The 16,115-nt window shown below is 59.5% G+C and carries 16 protein-coding genes and 1 riboswitch; of the genes, 10 read left to right on the forward strand and 6 right to left on the reverse strand.

Going from position 1 to position 16,115, the window contains the following annotated elements:
* Positions 1–705: 705 nt before the first annotated feature.
* Positions 706–930: a hypothetical protein gene (locus HK44_RS05245; protein WP_019693609.1), complete on the reverse strand. Its 225-nt coding sequence runs from the start codon at positions 928–930 to the stop codon at positions 706–708.
* 182 nt (positions 931–1,112) lie between these two features.
* Between HK44_RS05245 and HK44_RS05250 the strand changes: the two genes are divergently transcribed.
* Positions 1,113–1,697 carry a YajG family lipoprotein gene (locus tag HK44_RS05250; protein WP_019693608.1) on the forward strand — a complete coding sequence of 195 codons (585 nt, stop codon included), beginning with the start codon at positions 1,113–1,115 and terminating at the stop codon, positions 1,695–1,697.
* A 619-nt stretch (positions 1,698–2,316) separates the two neighbouring features.
* Here HK44_RS05250 and HK44_RS05255 read toward each other — a convergent pair.
* Positions 2,317–2,523, reverse strand: coding sequence for a hypothetical protein (locus HK44_RS05255; protein ID WP_019693607.1), 207 nt, complete (start codon positions 2,521–2,523; stop codon positions 2,317–2,319).
* 161 nt (positions 2,524–2,684) lie between these two features.
* On the opposite strand from HK44_RS05255, the gene HK44_RS05260 reads away from it, so the two are divergent.
* Positions 2,685–2,972, forward strand: a complete 288-nt coding sequence (locus tag HK44_RS05260) for a hypothetical protein (RefSeq protein WP_019693606.1) — start codon at positions 2,685–2,687, stop codon at positions 2,970–2,972.
* 60 nt (positions 2,973–3,032) lie between these two features.
* On the opposite strand, the gene HK44_RS05265 is transcribed toward HK44_RS05260, so the two are convergent.
* A complete protein-coding gene (locus HK44_RS05265) occupies positions 3,033–4,196 on the reverse strand; it encodes a 1-acyl-sn-glycerol-3-phosphate acyltransferase (RefSeq protein ID WP_024264759.1) in 1,164 nt (387 codons plus the stop codon).
* Between the two features lie 143 nt (positions 4,197–4,339).
* On the opposite strand from HK44_RS05265, the gene HK44_RS05270 reads away from it, so the two are divergent.
* The 4 genes from HK44_RS05270 (at position 4,340) to HK44_RS05285 (ending at position 6,646) form a co-directional block, all read left to right on the forward strand.
* Positions 4,340–4,522 (forward strand): CPXCG motif-containing cysteine-rich protein, encoded by a 183-nt coding sequence (locus tag HK44_RS05270; RefSeq protein ID WP_024264760.1) that lies wholly within the window; start codon positions 4,340–4,342, stop codon positions 4,520–4,522.
* Positions 4,523–4,535: 13 nt separating this feature from the next.
* Positions 4,536–4,796 carry a putative signal transducing protein gene (locus HK44_RS05275; RefSeq protein WP_019693603.1) on the forward strand — a complete coding sequence of 87 codons (261 nt, stop codon included), beginning with the start codon at positions 4,536–4,538 and terminating at the stop codon, positions 4,794–4,796.
* A gap of 36 nt (positions 4,797–4,832) precedes the next feature.
* On the forward strand, positions 4,833–5,453 hold the full coding sequence (locus HK44_RS05280) for an SOS response-associated peptidase (RefSeq protein ID WP_019693602.1): 621 nt from the start codon (positions 4,833–4,835) through the stop codon (positions 5,451–5,453).
* A gap of 167 nt (positions 5,454–5,620) precedes the next feature.
* Complete coding sequence (locus HK44_RS05285) at positions 5,621–6,646, forward strand: IS110 family transposase (protein WP_024264761.1); 1,026 nt, start codon at positions 5,621–5,623, stop codon at positions 6,644–6,646.
* 303 nt (positions 6,647–6,949) lie between these two features.
* Here HK44_RS05285 and HK44_RS05290 read toward each other — a convergent pair whose 3' ends face one another.
* From HK44_RS05290 to HK44_RS05300, 3 genes are all read right to left on the reverse strand, one after another.
* Entirely contained in the window at positions 6,950–7,534 is a 585-nt protein-coding gene (locus HK44_RS05290; RefSeq protein ID WP_019693601.1) for a TMEM165/GDT1 family protein, read from the reverse strand.
* 88 nt (positions 7,535–7,622) lie between these two features.
* Positions 7,623–7,746: riboswitch (yybP-ykoY riboswitch) on the reverse strand.
* Between the two features lie 39 nt (positions 7,747–7,785).
* Positions 7,786–8,784, reverse strand: a complete 999-nt coding sequence (locus HK44_RS05295; RefSeq protein WP_019693600.1) for a class I SAM-dependent methyltransferase — start codon at positions 8,782–8,784, stop codon at positions 7,786–7,788.
* Between the two features lie 33 nt (positions 8,785–8,817).
* Positions 8,818–9,783, reverse strand: coding sequence for a 2-hydroxyacid dehydrogenase (locus tag HK44_RS05300; RefSeq protein ID WP_019693599.1), 966 nt, complete (start codon positions 9,781–9,783; stop codon positions 8,818–8,820).
* Positions 9,784–10,033: 250 nt separating this feature from the next.
* Between HK44_RS05300 and HK44_RS05305 the strand changes: the two genes are divergently transcribed.
* The 4 genes from HK44_RS05305 to HK44_RS05320 all read left to right on the forward strand — a co-directional run bounded on the left by HK44_RS05305 (position 10,034) and on the right by HK44_RS05320 (position 16,111).
* A complete protein-coding gene (locus tag HK44_RS05305) occupies positions 10,034–10,663 on the forward strand; it encodes a LysE family translocator (protein ID WP_019693598.1) in 630 nt (209 codons plus the stop codon).
* A gap of 145 nt (positions 10,664–10,808) precedes the next feature.
* A complete protein-coding gene (locus HK44_RS05310) occupies positions 10,809–12,491 on the forward strand; it encodes a fatty acid--CoA ligase (protein ID WP_019693597.1) in 1,683 nt (560 codons plus the stop codon).
* Positions 12,492–12,828: 337 nt separating this feature from the next.
* Positions 12,829–14,718 carry a DUF1302 domain-containing protein gene (locus tag HK44_RS05315; RefSeq protein WP_019693596.1) on the forward strand — a complete coding sequence of 630 codons (1,890 nt, stop codon included), beginning with the start codon at positions 12,829–12,831 and terminating at the stop codon, positions 14,716–14,718.
* Positions 14,719–14,746: 28 nt separating this feature from the next.
* Positions 14,747–16,111 (forward strand): DUF1329 domain-containing protein, encoded by a 1,365-nt coding sequence (locus HK44_RS05320; protein WP_019693595.1) that lies wholly within the window; start codon positions 14,747–14,749, stop codon positions 16,109–16,111.
* Positions 16,112–16,115: the final 4 nt, after the last annotated feature.

Below are 16,115 nucleotides of genomic sequence, written 5' to 3' on the forward strand. Positions count from 1 at the left end.
TGCCAGGAGTTACGGGGCATGCTCTGTAGAGCCCCGGGTCACCCATGGCCAGGATCGCCATGTCCGAATCTTCGCAATTTTTTGCAACTTCGACAGACGCTACCTACCGGGCTCAGGGTTCCTATGAACTCACTTCAGCGCGCGGGAGGCAATTCGACTTATGGTCGATACGTCCGTTTGTGCAACCAAATCCGTAGTGGACAGGCTTCAGGCTCCAGTTCTTGAGGAGTACTCGGTCCTGTGTCGTTGGGCTGTTGTAGACGCTAATGGTGCATGTTCAGACGCAAAACTATTCATTTGCTCGCCACACTCTTGTGAAGTTGTGAAAACCCGTTTTTTTCACGCTCTTTTGAAGACGTGAACCTCAAAAAAGGGCTGTCCCAGCCTGGCACCGTGCCGGATGGATTGCCGCCATGGGATACAGGGCAGGCAAAACGGGCAAACAGCTCAGTGACCGAGCGTAACGACAGCTCTGGCAGATTCGCGATAAGTGGTGATTTGCAGGTTAAACAGCAAGCTCGCCAGCTTCACTCGATCTGTGTGGGCGGCTCTCTGTGGGCGGTGCGGGGGTGTCAATACAAGCGCATTGACGATGCTGCGAGGCCCGATCAGGAGACGTCCTTATAATCGGGGGGAGATTGTAGCGAAGAAACGCAGGGAAATGGTCGTGTTTAATGACTTTTATTAGCCGTTCGGTCAGGTGGGCTAAATGGCATGCAACCGTGCAGGAGCAATGCGCGGGCTCAGACGGGCGCTGGCCGGTAGCGGCTGGTGTAACCAGTTGAGACGAATCTCTTCGATTTCCACCCTACCATCGCCCATTGGCGGCACTTGGCAGTGCTTGAACGCCAGGCAGCATTGATTGCTGTCGAGCTGGGCGAAGTAGCGATATTTGTGGTGTGGAGCAAACAGCGACCAAAGAAATTGCATGGCAATGCCTTCGAGGAGAGACGGCCTTGACGTTAGCAGTGTGGCATGACACTGGCGTTACGGAGCACCCGATACAGGTGACATTGCCTATCTCTTCAGCAAGTGTTCAGGGTTGCTGGTTTGAAGAGGATGCCGACCGCTATACTGCGGGTCTGTCTGTATTTGTATCTGGAGAGTAGCGCATGTTGCAACGCCTGTTGTTCGGTTTGATCACTGTGACCAGCTTGACCCTGGTTGGCTGCGCCAACAGCCCGCAACAATTAGCCCCGGAGCCGAAACTGACGACTCAGTTGGCGCCGGTCGGGCATGGTCAGCCGGTGGTGGTGAGGGTGGTCGATGGCCGTCCGTCGCCAACCCTGGGCACCCGTGGTGGCCTGTACCCTGAAACCAGCGCAATCACAGTGCAAGGTGCGCAAATCCTGCCGAAACTGCAGGCTCAGGCCGAAGCGGCTGTGCGTTTGCTGGGTTTCACGCCAACGCCTAATGCTTACAACGCGCCGCAGTTGACGGTGACGCTGGCGGAACTGACGTATCAGTCGCCCAAAGAAGGCATGTATGTGACTGAGGCGACGATTGGCGCGGCTTTCCGCTCTGATGTGCAGAATGCCAACCATCGTTACAGCGGTCGTTATGCGGCGTCGCTGAATCAGCGTTTTGGTATGGCGCCGAATCAGGAAACCAACACCAAGCTGGTGAGCGATGTGTTGAGCGATGCGTTGACCCGGTTGTTCAAGGACCCGACGGTGGGTCAGATGCTCGCCCAATAACGGTTGGTTATCCTCAAAAACCCCGGTGTCAGTGATGGCTCCGGGGTTTTTTGTGCCTGCCGGTTTTTTGGGGGGAGGCTTTCTGTAGGAGCCGAGCTTGTTCGCGAAGGCGGCCTGACAGCCGACCCATCTCTCGCGGGTGTACATCAATCCATTGTGGGAGCCGGGCTTGCCCGCGATGGCGGCCGGACAGCCGACCCATCTCTTGCAGGTGTACATATCCATTCCTGCGGTAACGGCTGCTTGGGGTTTCGCCCTTACGGCGAGTCCCTTTTTCAAACGCCAAAAAGGAACCAAATGCTTCGCCCCAAGCGTACGGCACCTCGCCTAGGCTCGGCGTCCCCTTGTTCCGGCATTCATCAGGGGGCATCGCCTACGGTCTGCTGCGCGACGACCTCCTCTCGATGTGTCCGGCTGCGCCGTACGGCGCTGCGCGCCCACCCCCTGATGAACACCTCCACTCGGCCTCCCGAAGGGGCGGGTGGATCAAGATCAACGGCGGCAGGCGAGCTAACGCTCGGCCTGTTGAGTGGTTGGGGCGCGTCACTTCGTTGTGGGTGGGGGATATCCGCAGGCTGCGATCTTTTGATCTTGGCTTTTTGACGGAGTGCCGCAGCTTCTAGGCCGCTTCTACATAAAAATCCAGCATGCTCATGCCGGTCAACAGGTCGGTTTCCGGCAGGTCGGCGTGTTGGTGGCCGCCCAGGGCGCAGTAGACGAGCCAGTGGCGGTCCTGGACGTTGAAGGCAAGGCTGCCGACGAGGTTCTGTTGTTCGTCGCTGGGGGTGATCAGATAGAGGCGATCCTGGTTTTCTGCGTGCAGCATGACAGACTCCGTGTCGGTTTCGAGGGGCGACAGACTGGCTTGTTAAGGTGACGTTCAGGTGACAGTGCGCATTAATCAGTAAATTACCGGTCACTGGAGTGCAAAGTGCAGGGCGTAAAAAGCGTCTGGCCACAAGTGCTGTTTTTTACGTGAGGGGCATGATGTCGCTGCATATGAGCTGGTCTGCTGTCAGTGCTCATCCTGGGAGCCTGATGAATCTTTTTGCGTTGTTGATCGCCTTGCCCGGTGCCTGGCTGTTGCACGTGACCCGTCGCCGTGAACGGCTGGCGCTGAAGAACCTGGCGTCACAAAGCGCCGTACGGGCGATCGATGAACCGCTGCTGTTTCTGGGCATCGCGACGCTGCGCCTGAACCGGTTTTGCTACCGTTTCGGCTTTGCCTGCCTGGCCTTGGCGCTACTGCTGTCGTGGATCAGCCGGCATTTTTGAGGTTCGCATCGCATATGAAAACGGCGCCCCAAGGCGCCGTTTTTGTATTCAGCCGAAACCTTACAGCGGCAAACCCGCTTTGACCCGGTACTGATTGCGCACCGGTGTTGCGTATTGCAGCACCAGGAACGGCCGATGTTCCTCGGGGCAGGCATCAAGGCGGCTTTGCCACACTTGCTGGGCCTTGGCCAGTTCCTCGGCCGGGAACAGTGTGGCTGCGCTCGGCACCTGCAGTTGCGGGTCGGCGTTGCTCCATTGGGCGTACGCCAGGTAGTGCACCGGGAACAACCGGTAACCGCCGAGGATCTGCCGGTCCAGCTCGATTGCCAGTTGCTTGGTGTCTTCGAACAATTCGCTGATCGGTGCCGCAAAGTTCACGTGGACCCGGCCTTTGTAGCCGGTGATGCCCTTGGCGATGCTCACATCGTCCTCGCCGGGCACCTTGGTGTAGCTGCCGGTGGTGGCGCGGATGTACAGCTCGCGGGCCTTGGCCTGATCACACGGGTCGTACTCGTAGCTGATCGACACCGGCGTCAGGTTCAGCGACTTGATGACCTCGCCAAACGGCTCGTCCTTGCGGCTCATGTGGAACATCTTGAGGATCGCCGACTCGGTACGGTCGTCACCGTCCTTGGCGCGGCCTTCGGCCTGGGCGATCCAGATCGACTGGCAGTCGTTAAGGATCGAGTGATTGATATAGGCCGACAGCAACTGATACGCCGCCATTTTCTCGCGACGACCGCTGATGGAACGGTGCACGATAAAGCTCTTGTTCAGGCGCATCAGATCGCTGACGAAGGGCTTTTGCAGCAGGTTGTCGCCAATCGCGATGCGCGGCGTCGGCAGGCCGGCGTGATAGATCGCGTAGTTGACGAAGGCCGGGTCCATCACGATGTCACGGTGGTTGGCCAGAAACAGATAAGCGCTGCCGGACTTGAATTGTTCGACCCCGGTGTAGGTCACGCCGTCGGTGGCACGCTCGATGGTGTGGTCGACATAAAACTCGACCTTGTCCTGCAAGGTTGCAACCGAACGGACGCCGGCAAACTCACGGCGCAGCCGATAAGCTATAAGTGGTTTGAGCATCCAGCCAAAAGCACCGGCAAAACGCGGGAAGCGGAAGTGGGTGAGGATATCTAGAAGCGCCTTGTCGCCCAGCAACCGTGCCAGCACTGCTGGGACTTCGCTGTCGTCGTAAGGTCGGATGGCATCGAATTCGCCCATCATGCTCTCTTGTTAGAAACGGCTAGGGTAAGTAATGGATTAGATCGATTACGGCAGGCGTACAGTCTGAAAAATACGCTCAAACAAAAATGGCCCTGCAAATAGACCGGCGATTATACGCACAAGTCACTTGGGAGACCGCGATGCTGGAAACCGAGCGTTACGAATGTCCTTATTGTGGTGAAGAGTCAGAGGCAGTTCTGGATTTGTCTGGAGGGGATCAGACCTATATCGAGGATTGTCCGGTCTGTTGTCGGCCAATTGTCTTCACGCTGCAAACCGATGGTCAGGAATGGATGCTCGACGTTCACACCGAAAACGAGTGAAAGGGTGGCTTCTATGCAGCGCATCTACGATCCGGAAAACCTGATGGAAGGTGAGTTGTTGCAGGGCATGTTGGCCAGCGAAGGAGTCGAGGCGCATCTGGTGGGGCGTGATCTGCTGGGCGGTGCGGGCGAGTTGCCGGTATTCGGGCTGCTTGGGCTGGCGGTGGATAACGATCAGGCGCAATACGCGCGCGAGTTGATCGCTGCGTACAATGCCGCGCTGCCGATGCCCGGCGACGAACCGGATAGCTTTCCCGACGTCCTGGTCTGTTAGGCTGGCGATTGTTTTCGTTCAGAGTCGTGTTGCCCCATGTGTGGACGTTTTGCCCTGTTTCGTTGGAACCCCGCGTTCGCGGCCTTGCCCGGCTTCCCGGCCGATCAGCAGGCGCAGTGGAATATTTCGCCCAATGATTCGGTGCTGATCCTGCGCGCCGAGGCGGGGCAGCGCACGCTGGCCCGCGCGCGTTGGGGGCTGACGCCAGCGTGGCTGACCGATCTGTCGAAGACTCCGGCCCATGCCCGGGCAGAGACCGTCGCCGAGCAACCGATGTTTCGCGAGGCTTTCCGTCAGCGCCGCTGCCTGCTGCCGGCCAACGGCTTTTACGAATGGCGCGGCACTAGCCGCAAGCGCCCGTACTGGCTGACGCCGGGCGAAGGTTCGGCGCTGTTTTTTGCGGCGATCTGGGAAGCGTATCCGGTGCAGGAACAGGTGTGGCTGAGCACCGCGGTGGTGACTCAGGCGGCCTCGAATCAGCGTCGTCCGTTGATTCTCGATGCCGCCGGTCAAGAGGCCTGGCTCAACCCCGAAACCCCGTTGCACACCTTGCAGGCGCTGCTCGCCAGCGAGCCTGCCGCCTTGCGCGAGCGCGTGCTGGCGAACCTGGTGAACGATCCGAAACTCAATGCGCCGGAGTGTTTGACCCCGGGTTGATTTGGCGCCAGTGCTGACGCTATCGCGAGCAGGCTCGCTCCCACACGGGATTTCCATTGTTCGCGAATTTTGTATCCACTGGAGATCAAATAATGAAATGGCTACCCCCGCCGCCCCCTGTGATCGCCCACTAAGCTTTCGCAGGGGGCTCATCGGAGACCGTTGCCATGAACAAAGTAGCTATTGCCGCCATCGATCTGGGAAAACACTCTTTCCATCTACACGCGCAAGATGATCGTGGTCATGAGCTTTACCGCAAAAAGTTTACTCGTGCGGCGCTCATGCAGCACCTGATGAATCTCGAACCCTGCACCGTTGTGATGGAAGCCTGCGGCGGAGCCCACTTCATGGCGCAGGAGGTCGCGAAGCTGGGACATACGCCCAAGCTCATTGCCCCGCATCTCGTACGCCCTTACGTGAAAAGCAACAAAAACGACTTCGCTGATGCCGAGGCGATCTGCGAGGCGGCGACTCGTCCAACAATGCGCTTTGTACACCCCAAAACCCAGGCTCAGCAGCTGCTGGCCATGCTCAACTCGACACGCGATTCGTTCATCAAAGAGCGCACCGCGACCGTCAATCGGATTCACGCAGCGCTTTTGGAGGTCGGCGTCAGTCTGGCCACAGGCTTCAAGCCCATCAAAGAACTGCCCGCTCGGCTTGAAGCGAGTTCAATTCCTGTGCCCATCAAAAAACTTCTGACGAGGTTGCAGGAGCACTTCACCTATCTGGATGGGCAGATCAAGACGCTGGACAAGGAAGTGGAATGCCAGGCCGCCGAAGATGATCTGGCGGCTCGTTTGATGACCATGCCCTGCGTAGGCCCGATCACCTCCAGCGTCCTGGCTGCCGAATTGGGCGATGGCAAGCAGTTCAAATGCGGCCGAGGCTATTCGGCCTCAATCGGGCTGATACCCAAACAGCATTCTACGGGCGGCAAGACCGTCCTGCTGGGCATCAGCAAGCGAGGTGATCGCAACCAGCGGCGCCTGCTTGTCCAATGTGCCCGTGTTTACCTGATGCAACTGGACCGACAGAAAGGCTGGCTGGCGGACTGGGTCCGGCAGCTATTGGCCCACCATCACTCCAACCATGTGGTCTGCGCGCTGGCCAACAAGCTGGCAAGGATCGCCTGGGCGATTGCTGCCCACCACACTGAATTTGATGCAGGGCCAACCGCGATGAACGCCTGACCCTGCTGTCACCCGAGCACCACCCACCTGGTTTTGCGATGCTGGATAACAGATGACGTGAACGGCTAACCGGCCTGACGACAACCCTGAGCTCCCACACGGCTGAAAGGCCGTTCGAATAATTAGGATCGTTAGGCATCGATTCTCATCGAGGCGCGGGGTTGCCACCCCACACAGACGCCGGATAGATGAAAGCAAGCCAAACACGCATCAAAAACAGTATTGCAGAAAAGGGGGTAACCATAGATGTGGGAGCGAGCCTGCTCGCGATGAACGATGACGCGGTCTTGCTGACCTATCGCATTACACCCACCCGCTGCTCTGCATCGCCTTGTACACCGCGAAGATGGCCAGGATGAAGAACGCCGATGCTGCCAGGCGGCGGATCAGGGTCAGGGGCAGTTTGTCTGCGGCAAAATTGCCCGCCAGCACCACCGGTACGTTGGCAATCAGCATGCCGAGCGTGGTGCCAATGACCACCAGCCACAACTCAGGGTACTGAGCGGCGAGCATCACGGTAGCGATCTGGGTCTTGTCACCGATTTCGGCGAGGAAGAACGCAATCAGCGTGGTCAGGAAAGGCCCGAATTTGCGCGCAGTGCTGGCTTCGTCCTCATCCATCTTGTCCGGCACCAGGGTCCACAGCGCCGTCGCGGTAAAGCTTGCGGCGAGGATCCAGTGCAGCGTCGCATCCGAGAAGAAACTCCCGAACCAGGCGCCGACGGCACCCGCAGCCGCGTGGTTGGCCAGGGTTGCAGCGACGATACCGGCAATGATCGGCCAGGGTTTGCGAAAGCGTGCGGCGAGAATGAGCGCGAGCAATTGCGTCTTGTCGCCGATTTCGGCCAAGGCAACGACAGCGGTGGGAACGAGCAGAGAATCCAGCATCAGGGTTTTCCTAAGGGGCGGGTCGACACGGCTATGACACGTACAGCCTTCCCGCCCCGGGTAAGGTGTGCGTGTCATAGGTCTTGTCAAACCCTGCGATCCATCTGAGTGGACGCTGGGGTCGCATACGCCATGGTCTGAGGACCAAGTATGTTGACGTATGCCGGACGAGCATGGCGCTCGTGGGAGACTACTCCCCTAGGACGGAGCGGATTCTGCCTAGGCAAAATCCATTCGGCAAGCGCTAATTTCTAGCCGCGTTTGGCCCGGTAGATTCGAAAACCCTGACCTTCGGCCTTGATCGCACACGCACCGAGATGCTCCTCGATCAGCGGCTGATACTTCAGGAAACTGTTGGCCACCAGCCGCAATTCGCCGCCGTTTTTCAGATGTTTGGCTGCTTTTCGCAGCAGATTCTCCGTGGCGTGATAATCGGTATGAACCCCGACATGGAACGGCGGATTGCTCAGAATTGCGCTCAACCCCATTGGCGCAGCGTCGATGCCATCGCCGGTCAGCACCTCGGCCTCCAGACCGTTGGCCGCCAATGTCAGGCGGCTGCTGGCGGCGGCGAACGCATCAACGTCCAGCAGGGTGACGGTGTTGTGTGGATAACGCCGTTTCACCGCCGCGCCCAACACGCCGGCACCACAACCGAAGTCGAGCAAGTGACCGCTCGGCAGTTTGTCCAGGTGTTCGAGCAGCAGGGCGCTGCCGCGATCCAGTCGACCGTGACTGAACACGCCCGGCAGGCTGATGACTTTCAGCGGACCTTCAGCCAGCGGCAGTTCGTATTCCTGCGCCAGGCTTTCCAGCGATTTGGCCTCGGGCGCATTGGCCACGGTGACCTGCCAGAGCTGGCAGTGGCGTGCGCTGTCGAGCTTGCGTGGTTTGCCGAAGGGATTCAGCTGTTTGGCCGCGCCTTCGATGCCGCTGCGTTTTTCACCCACCAGGTACAGCTCACGACCGGCCAGGCGCGAGGCGAGGGCGTTGAGGATGTAGTCGGTCAGCTCCTTGGATTTGGGCAGGAACACCACCGCCGTTTCAAACTCGCGGCTCGGAGCATTCACGCCAAAGTGGCTGCGCTCGGCAAAGCGTGCGTCCAGCGCCGCTTGGTCGCCTGCGTGCCAGCACCAGCCGTGAGCGTTGGGCAATTTGCCGAGCAAGTCATCGGCGGGCAAACCGGCCAGCAACAACTCGCCTTGAAACAACTCGGCCTGACGAAGCAGTACTTCACTGCGCGGATCCATACTCTGCTCCTTGAAAAAAAGTGCGGCAGTTTATCAACTGACGACCCGCAGCGCTGTACCGCTGAAGAAGCCTTGAGCGTTTTCGGTCAGTTGACCGACGATCCGCTGCCGCGCCTCGCGACTGCCCCAGGCGTTGTGCGGGGTGACGATCAAGCGCGGGATGTCGGCGGCCAACAGCGGATTGCCGGCGGTGGGGGGCTCGACACTCAAGACATCAGTCGCCGCGCCGCCCAGATGCCCGTTGCGCAACGCATCGGCCAGGGCTTGTTCGTCGATCAGGCCACCGCGTGCGGTGTTGACCACAAAGGCGCCGGGTTTGAGCAGCGCCAGTTCACGGGCGCCGATGAAATTGCGGGTATGCTCGTTGAGCGGACAGTGCAGGGTCAGCGCGTCGATTTGCGGTAGCAGTTCATCCAGCGGCAAGCGGTCGGTGCGGGGCGGGCGCCCTGGCAATTGGCCGAGCAACACGCGCATGCCAAAGGCCTCGGCCAGCCGCGCGACGGCGCCACCCAATTCACCATGGCCGAGCAGACCGAGGGTTTTGCCTTCGAGTTCGACGATCGGGAAATCCAGCAGGCAGAACTGTTTGGCCTGCTGCCAGCCACCTTCAGCGACGGCCTTTTGATAGTCGCCCAGGCGGGTGGCGAGGTTCAGCAGCAACATGATCGTGTGCTGCGCCACCGACGGCGTGCCGTAACCCTGGCAATTGCTCACGGTAATCCCTTGGGCGCGGGCGGCGGCCAGGTCGACATTGTTGGTGCCCGTGGCGGCGATCAGGATCAGCTTCAGTTCGGGGCAGGCTTTGAGGGTTTCGGCGTTCAGCAGGACTTTGTTGCTGATCGCGACACTGGCGCCTTGCAGCCGTTCGACGATGTTGTCGGGCGTGGTCAGTGAGCGCAGCTGCAAGTCGTCGAAGCACTGCTGCAACCCACTGAGGTCGAGGTCGCCGAGGTCCAGGGAACTGTGGTCGAGGAATACGGCGCGGCGATTGTTCGTCATTAACTGTACCTTTTGCACGTGAGTCTGAAGGCGTAATCTGCCGAGCCTACCAGATGAACTGTGGCGAGGGAGCTTGCTCCCGCTCGAGTGCGCAGCAGTCGCAAAACCGCCAACTTGGTACACCTGACGAAACGCGGATGCAGGGTTCAGGGCTGCTTCGCAACCCAGCGGGAGCAAGCTCCCTCGCCACCGGTAGGATGTTTGACCAAGAAATCTTCGATTGATCGGCCTGGCCTAAAGGAGCCCCACCATGTACTGGACAGAGTTTTTGACCGTCGCCCTGATTCACCTGCTTGCCGTGGCAAGCCCGGGTCCGGACTTTGCCGTGGTGGTGCGTGAGGCCGTGACCCACGGTCGTCGCGCCGGGACCTGGACGGCGCTGGGCGTTGGTTCTGCGATCTTCCTGCACGTGGGCTACTCGTTGCTCGGTATTGGCCTGATCGTCTCGCAGTCGATCGTGCTGTTCAACGCGCTGAAATGGCTGGCGGCCGCCTACCTGCTGTACATCGGCTTCAAGGCCCTGCGCGCGCAACCGGCGAAACCGGCCGCCGAAAACCTGCACAAGGAAGCCGGCGAGCGCACTGCACGCGGCGCATTTACCTCAGGTTTCGTGACCAACGGCCTGAACCCCAAAGCCACGCTGTTTTTCCTGTCGCTGTTCACCGTGGTGATCAACCCGCACACACCGCTGGCGATTCAGGCCGGTTACGGCGTTTACCTGGCAGCGGCTACCGCGATCTGGTTTTGCCTGGTGGCGATGCTGTTCAGTCAACAGCGCGTACGCGCCGGTTTTGCCCGCATGGGCCACTGGTTCGACCGCACGATGGGCGTGGTGCTGATTGCCATCGGCGTGAAGCTGGCCCTGACCGAGATGCATTGATCCACTATCGGAAATAAATGCTGGCGCAAAGCTGGCATTTGTACGGCTCTGCAAATCATCCCTTTGGCTGATTTAGCTGGCGCTCCGGCTGACTAAAGTGCTTATCTTTTCAGCCACGACCGTGCAGTCAGATAAAGGGATGCTTATGTTGCAGACTCGCGTTATTCCGCCAGCCGAAGGCGCTTATCAATACCCGCTGTTGATCAAGCGGTTGCTGATGTCCGGCAGCCGTTACGAGAAAACCCGCGAGATTGTCTACCGCGACCAGTTGCGCTACAGCTATCCGACCCTCATCGAGCGTGTCGCGCGGCTGGCCAACGTGCTCACGGCGGCCGGGGTCAAGGCCGGGGATACCGTGGCCGTGATGGACTGGGACAGCCATCGCTACCTCGAATGCATGTTTGCCATCCCGATGATCGGTGCGGTGATCCACACCATCAACGTGCGCCTGTCGCCTGAACAGATTCTCTACACCATGAACCACGCCGAGGACCGCTTCGTGCTGGTCAACAGTGAGTTCGTCGGGCTGTACCAGGCGATTGCCGGGCACCTGACCACGGTCGAGAAAACCCTGCTGCTCACCGATCTACCGGAAAAAACCGCCGACTTGCCCAACCTGATCGGCGAGTACGAGCAACTGCTGGCTGCCGCGAGCACCCAGTACAACTTCGAAGATTTCGACGAAAACTCGGTAGCGACCACCTTCTACACCACCGGCACCACCGGCAATCCCAAGGGCGTGTATTTCACCCATCGGCAACTGGTGCTACACACCATGGGCGTCTCGACGATCATGGGCAGCATCGACAGCGTGCGCCTGCTGGGCACCAACGACGTGTACATGCCGATCACCCCGATGTTCCACGTGCATGCCTGGGGCTTGCCTTACGTGGCGACCATGCTTGGGCTCAAGCAGGTTTACCCCGGTCGTTACGACCCGGAATACCTGGTGGAGTTGTGGCGCAGGGAAAAGGTCAGTTTCTCCCATTGCGTGCCGACCATCCTGCAAATGGTCCTCAACGCCAAGGCCGCGCAAGGCACGGACTTCGGCGGCTGGAAAATCGTCATCGGCGGCAGCGCCCTGAACCGCGCGCTGTACGAAGCGGCCAAGGCCAAGGGTATTCAGTTGACCGCCGCCTATGGCATGTCGGAAACCGGGCCGCTGGTGTCTTGCGCTCACCTTAACGAAGAGCTGATGGCCGGTACCGAAGACGAACGCACCACGTATCGCATCAAGGCCGGCGTGCCGGGGCCCTTGGTGGAAGCGGCGATCATCGACGCTGACGGCAACTTCTTGCCGGCCGACGGGGAGTCTCAGGGCGAACTGGTGCTGCGTGCGCCGTGGCTCACCGAAGGTTATTTCAACGAACCTGAGAAGGGCAAAGAGCTCTGGGCCGGGGGCTGGCTGCACACTGGCGACGTGGCGACCCTGGACAGCATGGGGGTGATCGACATCCGTGACCGGATCAAGGACGTGATCAAGACCGGTGGCGAGTGGATTTCCTCCCTGGACCTCGAAGACCTGATCAGCCGTCATCCGGCGGTACGCGAAGTAGCAGTGGTCGGTATCCCGGACCCGCAATGGGGCGAGCGCCCGTTTGCCTTGCTGGTGCTCCGTGAGGGCCATGCGATAGGCGCCAGGGAACTCAAGGAACACCTCAAGCCATTCGTCGAACTGGGGCACCTGAGCAAGTGGGCCATCCCGAGCCAGATCGCCCTTGTTACTGAAATTCCCAAGACCAGTGTCGGCAAGCTCGACAAGAAGCGTATCCGCGTCGACATCGCACAATGGCAGGCCAGCAACAGCACCTTCCTTTCGACGCTTTAAGCGTCCTTTGCCGTGCCCGAAAGGGCACGGCAAGCCCACCAAGCAAGCGCTTGGCTTGTTTATTCAAAATTTTCAGCCATCCTTGCCGGGCCGACATCTGTCGGATTGGCAACAGGACTATTCCAGAGTGGTGGGGGCTGCAAATCACACTTTAGAGGGATCAAGCAGTACTACCTGCTGGCTATAGTCCGTTCAAGGATTTTTAAGAACGGGGCAAACGCACAAAACGCGGCGATGCAACTTTGAATGACTTCGGGACGACATGGGCTCCCCGTTATTCAGGGCGTTTTTAGAAGTGCTCAATGCCATAACAATAAAAGCACATGGAGTAGCGTCGATGACATCAATAAACCAGTTCTGGCGCCGGGCGAAACTGCCTCTGGCGGTCAGTCTCGCCTCTACGCTCGCCGGGCCTGCATTCGGGGTCAGTTTCAACGTCGGTGAAATCGAAGGTCAGTTCGACTCGTCCCTCTCCCTGGGCATGAGTGTGTCTACCCAGCAGCCGAACAAGAACCTGATCGGTGTCAACAACGGTGGCAAGGGCTTGTCCCAGACCTCCGATGACGGCCACTTGAACTTCAAGAGCGGGCAAGCCTTTTCAAAAATCTTCAAGGGCATCCATGACCTTGAACTGAAATACGGCGATACCGGCGTCTTCGTGCGCGGTAAATACTGGTACGACTTCGCGCTGCAAAACCAGGACCTGGAATTCAAGAACGTCAGCAATGACGGACGCAAGGAAGGCGCCAGGTCGTCGGGTGGGGAAATCCTCGACGCCTTCGTCTACCACAACTACTCCATTGCCGATGAGCCGGGTTCCGTGCGCTTGGGCAAGCAGGTGGTCAACTGGGGTGAAAGTACCTTCATCGGTGGCGGCATCAACTCGATCAACCCGATCGACGTGTCCGCATTCCGTCGTCCTGGTGCCGAGATCAAGGAAGGCCTGATCCCGGTCAACATGTTCTACATCTCGCAAAGCCTGACCGAGAACCTCTCGGCTCAAGCGTTCTACCAGATCGGCTGGGACCAGACCGTTGTCGACAACTGCGGTACCTTTTTCTCCCAGCCAGACATCATTGCCAACGGTTGCACCGACAATCTGCGCGTACTGAACAAGCGTTCGACCATCCCGGCCGTCGCCTTGGGGCCATTGGCCGCGAATGGTGTCGACGTCAACGAAGAGGGTGTACTGGTTCGTCGTGGTCGGGACCGCGAGGCGAGCAACGGCGGCCAGTGGGGTGCGGCCTTCAAGTACATGTTCGATCCGCTGGACACCGAGTTCGGTGCCTACTTCATGAACTACCACAGCCGTGCGCCGATCTTCAGTGCGACCGGTGCTCCGCAGTCGGTCTACAACGGCGTCAAGGCATTGCCCGGTCCGTTCCAGGCCCTCGGGCCGCTGCTGGTCGCGGGTAACTCGCAGTACTTCGTCGAGTACCCGGAAGACATCCGCCTCTATGGCCTGAGCTTCTCCACCACCCTGCCTACCGGTACGGCGTGGAGCGGTGAGATCAGCTACCGGCCGAATGCGCCGGTGCAGTTGAACTCCACCGATATCCTGTTCGCCGGTGTTCGTCCGCTGGGTGGCGCGCTGACCAACGCTTCGTTGCTCCAGGGTGTTCCGGGGGAAGACCTGCACGGCTATCGCCGCAAGGAAATCACCCAGATCCAGACCACCTTCACGCACTTCTTCGATCAGGTCATGGGCGCCCAGCGTCTGACCCTGGTGGGTGAAGTCGGACTGACTCACGTCGGTGGCCTGGAAAGCACGTCCGATGTCCGTTATGGCCGCGATCCGGTCTTCGGCCCAGGCGAACTGCCCGCCACGGGTGGTCTGGACACCTGCTCGCAGATCCTTAACACCTCCACCATCAACGGTGCCGGGGCAGGTGCTGCGACCAACAACCGCAGCAGCAATTGCAACAACGACGGTTTCACCACCGCCAACTCCTGGGGCTACCGCGCCCGCGCCATCTGGGAATACCCGGACGTCTTCGCCGGCGTGAACCTCAAGCCGAACGTGGCCTGGTCGCATGACGTCAGCGGTTACTCGCCAGGCCCTGGCGGCAACTTCGAGGAGGGTCGCAAAGCGGTCAGCCTGGGTCTCGATGCCGAGTACCAGAACACCTACACCGCGAGCCTTGCGTACACCAACTTCTTTGGCGGCAAGTACAGCACCGTGGATGATCGCGACTTCGTTGCGCTCAGCGTCGGCGTGAACTTCTAAGCACTGCATCTTCAGGACAAACAAGAATATGAAAGTAACCAAAAGTCTTTTGCAAGCGGGTGTCCTTGGGCTTTCGCTGCTGGCGACCGCGGTCATGGCAGCGGTTCCGGCCGCTGAAGCGGACAAGTTGGGCAAGAGCCTGACGCCGATGGGCGCGGAAATGGCAGGCAATGCTGATGGCTCGATCCCGGCCTGGAAACCCTTGGAGAAAAACGCCGGCGCCGTCGACAGCAAGGGTTTCCTGTCCAACCCGTATGCCAGTGAGCAACCGCTGTTCACCATCACCGCGAAAAACGTCGACCAGTACAAAGACAAACTGGCACCGGGCCAATACGCGATGTTCAAGCGTTACCCGGACACCTTCAAAATGCCGGTTTACCCGTCTCATCGCGGCGCGACCGTGCCGGATCAGGTGTTCGCCGCCATCAGGAAGAACGCCACCAACACCAACCTGGTGTCCGGCGGCAACGGCTTGGAGAACTTCGAAACCGCCGTGCCGTTCCCGATTCCGAAAAGCGGCGTCGAAGTCATCTGGAACCACATCACCCGCTATCGTGGCGGCAGCGTGACCCGTCTGGTGACCCAGGCCACGCCGCAGCCAAACGGCTCGTATAGCATGGTGTACTTCCAGGACCAGTTCGTGTTCCGCGACAAAATGAAGGATTACGACCCGAAAAACCCGGGCAACATCCTGTTCTACTTCAAGCAGAAAGTGACTGCGCCGGCACGTTTGGCCGGTGGTGTGCTGCTGGTTCACGAAACCCTCGATCAGGTGAAGGAACCGCGTTCGGCGTGGGTCTACAACGCCGGTCAGCGTCGTGTGCGTCGTGCCCCGCAAGTGTCCTATGACGGTCCGGGTACGGCTGCCGATGGCCTGCGGACTTCCGATAACCTGGACATGTACAACGGTGCACCGGATCGTTACGACTGGAAGCTCGAAGGCAAGAAAGAGATGTACATCGCCTCCGACAGCTACAAACTCGACTCACCGACGCTCAAGTACGACGAAATCATCAAGGCCGGTCATATCAACCAGGACCTGGCGCGTTACGAACTGCGTCGTGTCTGGCATGTGGTTGCCACCCTGAAGGAAGGTCAGCGTCACATTTATGCCAAGCGTGACTTCTACATTGACGAAGACACCTGGCAAGCCGCGGTCATCGATCACTACGACGGTCGTGGTCAACTCTGGCGTGTGGCCGAGGCCCATGCCGAGAACTACTACGACCAGCAAGTGCCGTGGTATGCCCTGGAAGCCCTCTACGACCTGCAGTCCGGCCGCTATCTGGCACTGGGGATGAAGAACGAAGAGAAACGCGCGTATGACTTCGGCTTCACTGCGACCACCAGTGATTTCACCCCGGCTGCACTGGCTCAGGACGGCGTTCGCTAACGTG

This window comes from Pseudomonas fluorescens HK44, from assembly GCF_000217955.3.
In the GTDB taxonomy this organism is placed as follows: domain Bacteria; phylum Pseudomonadota; class Gammaproteobacteria; order Pseudomonadales; family Pseudomonadaceae; genus Aquipseudomonas; species Aquipseudomonas fluorescens_AQ.